At 41.2% G+C, this 2,950-nt stretch carries 2 protein-coding genes and 1 pseudogene; all 3 read right to left on the reverse strand.

Annotated features, from left to right (window positions below; translation table 11 throughout):
- Positions 1 to 58: 58 nt before the first annotated feature.
- Positions 59 to 1,261 (reverse strand): RelA/SpoT domain-containing protein, encoded by a 1,203-nt coding sequence (locus MD535_RS25275; protein WP_265678049.1) that lies wholly within the window; start codon positions 1,259 to 1,261, stop codon positions 59 to 61.
- Complete coding sequence (locus MD535_RS25280) at positions 1,258 to 1,725, reverse strand: Panacea domain-containing protein (protein ID WP_265678050.1); 468 nt, start codon at positions 1,723 to 1,725, stop codon at positions 1,258 to 1,260. Before MD535_RS25280 ends, MD535_RS25275 begins: the two co-directional genes overlap by 4 nt.
- A 158-nt stretch (positions 1,726 to 1,883) precedes the next feature.
- Positions 1,884 to 2,950 (reverse strand): annotated as a pseudogene (locus tag MD535_RS25285) (hypothetical protein); the annotation flags it as partial.

The following is a 2,950-nucleotide window of genomic DNA, read 5'->3' on the forward strand; positions in this document are numbered from 1 at the left end:
AAATAAAGAGAGGCGATCAATCCGCCTCTCTCTGGAGTGGACTTTATTTTTTTGTTAGCTATCTTTGCATCGCTTCTTGAAGCAACACAATAAACGAAGCACAATCACCTAAATAATTAGGATAAGCTTCTGAGAGCTGCCCTATATTCTTCGTTGAGATGAGTAGGGCATTGATCCCAGAATGACTACTGGTCACCTTTTCCGCAGCGTTGTAAACAGAAATAGCCTTGCCGTAATCGCTGAACTCCTCACTGAAGATAAGCTTCAATGATTTCTCATCAATTATTAACAAAACATGTTCGGTAGCATCATCGCAACAGGTTTCTATTTTTTCAGACAAGATCCTAAAAGTCTTAAGTCTACCTAGCGCATTAATCTCATCATTTAGCTCACGTAGTCGTATTGAACATTGATTTATCTCTTCTTTGCCTAACTCTATAGCACCTTCGGCATCTGCAATATACCGACTCATGATCGAGAGTAATTCTTCCCATTTGATCTGTAGATCGTCTTTATCTTCATTGGCACTATGAGAATGCGTTTTGATTTTTGTTCCTTCCAAGATATCCACTATTTCGACAGTGGTAGCCCAAAGGTGTTGAAGCCTAGTCCGCAATTGAGCTTCTATGTTAAAGCTCTTGCCACTCGTATGATCATATCGATAAATCACATGTAAGCTTCTGTAACCACAGTCATTTGGTTTAGGATTAGAAATATAATTATCAATATCTTTAATTCTCACTCGACCTACTTTCTCAACAGTACCTTGTAATTGAGATACTGCCTGCTCTAGTGAGATTAAATCCGGGAATATCGCTCGGCACCCACCAATATCATTCATATTAGTGACACATGTTGCGTTCGCTGTGTGGCCGTCAAGTGATTTACGTTGAAGCTTATCGATTATAGTGTCTAAACGCTTTAACCGAGTTACAGGCTTAACATCGATACCAAGTTCACGACAACAACGCCCAACAAGATAGGCAATAGTATTGAGTGGCTTTTCATGAGCAGCGCGAAACTGTTGGATAGTCGTGGTGGCAGATTTAAGATCCCCTTCTTTTTTACGAAGCCGTCTACCTGCTTTTTTCACTCCATTATTGGTATATGAAAAGTCTTCAGCAGCACGTTCATCGACAGTTCGTTCAAGGAAATCTTGAAAGTTCAGCTCGTAGTCGTCATGGAAGGTCTTGGATGATTGCTCAGCCGATGGTGTGTCGTCAATGAGGAAACTGACGACACTTTTTTCTTTATCACTCACAGACTGGTAGTACGTCCTGACTGTTTGATTTGCACGTAGTGGGATTGGATTAAATGGTCTGGAATCACTTTTTGATGTGTGCCATCCCATACCTGATGCCATGGGCTACCATCTCGGTGTGTTAAGTCCACCAACTGTGGTCCACTTAAGTCGCCCAATTTAGACACAACATCCTTCACGATCGATTCGCTTTCAGCATCGAGAACGACATCGCCATGCTCAGTAATGACGTTTGAACCGTACGACTTAAAACGGAAATACACAGATGGCACAACTGGACCAAACTTCCATGCAAATACGTCATCAACCACTAGAGGACGTTGAAAATGCGCTAAAGACAAGCCATGGCATACGTAAGTGAGTTTCTGTAGCTGCAAATTGGAGAAACATTTACCTTGCTCTTTCGCGTGCTTAAGCAAGCTCAATGCAACATCTACAGCGTTGTAGGTATGATAAGTTTTCATTTTATTTATCCAATTTCGTCTAAAAGGTTTACATTTTTCAGTCGATGCAACGAAAATAGTGTAAACCATAGCTGTATTTTAAGACAGTGATTTTATTTGAAGTTTTAGATGCTCATTCGTAAAGATTAGCAACCTGTTCGGTAAGTTTACTCACCATATCATTGAAGCGAAGCGTTATATGACGTCGAAATCCTCTTCCTTACACGCTGTATAATAACAGCATCATGGCTGGTGAAATGATTTAAGCTTGAAAGTTTGGTGAATATCGGGCTATTCGTTAACTGGAGTTCATCGGCATATACATTGAGTGCATTGAGTAACCAACCTCCAAGCGCAACTACACCACCGCCTTTAATTCCCACTAGCTCCATTCCAGCCCCCGCAGCCACCGAAGGAAATCCTGATATGTTGAGTCGCGACATTCGGGTTTTATTGCTTTCAATTCTAGTTACCTCATCCTTAAGCGCTCTCAATTTATGGAATCGCTCACTTTCATCCATATTGGCGAACTGGTTAATGATACTAGGTAAAGAGCGAATCAGGCTATTTGAAAGCGCAGAATCAAGTTCAAGAATATCCATATCGTTATCAATAGCATATATCTCATGAAGTAACATACCCAATTCAGATTCATGAATCTGCTTCGAGTCAGTACGAACACCATTGTAAAACCCACTAATCACCTGACACGCTGATACTTCGGAATATTGCTCCCCGTCAAAAGGAAAATGATGTGCGCTAAGTCCTTGAGCATATTCATACGCCATAGCCGCTGTTGATAATTCAAGATAAATATCTCGCCCTCTCAGCTCAAAACCTTTAGCTGCAATACTGGATAGCCCGAGTCGATGCGTTGATACAGCCCCCTCTCTATTGACCATATATTCGCCGTATTGCCATTGCTCTGAGAGTGTTTGAGCAAGGCTTTGTATTGAAGGGCTTTCAATACGAGAGCATTGATGAAGGAAGTGGTATTGCTCATCACTTGAGAAGGTTGTACCAATTATTCCTGATTTACCTTGTATACCTCGAATGGTTGAGGCCGCGAGCCGCCTTGAGAAAATGATAGAGCAAGGATCAACCATAATGATATCAAACAGTAATTCTTGAGAATATCGCTCAAGGTTTTGTGGTGCCACAAACAACAACCGTCCTCGTGCCACCAGCTCTCGAAATTCATATTTCCCCAACTGAAACATCTTATAAAAGTATTCAGAGTCTTTAT

Source organism: Vibrio qingdaonensis, assembly GCF_026191675.1.
GTDB classification, from domain to species: domain Bacteria; phylum Pseudomonadota; class Gammaproteobacteria; order Enterobacterales; family Vibrionaceae; genus Vibrio; species Vibrio qingdaonensis.

Coding starts and splice junctions, on each gene's coding strand:
- MD535_RS25280 (WP_265678050.1), bottom strand. CDS start 1,725: ATGAAAACTTATCATACCTACAACGCTGTAGATGTTGCATTGAGCTTG.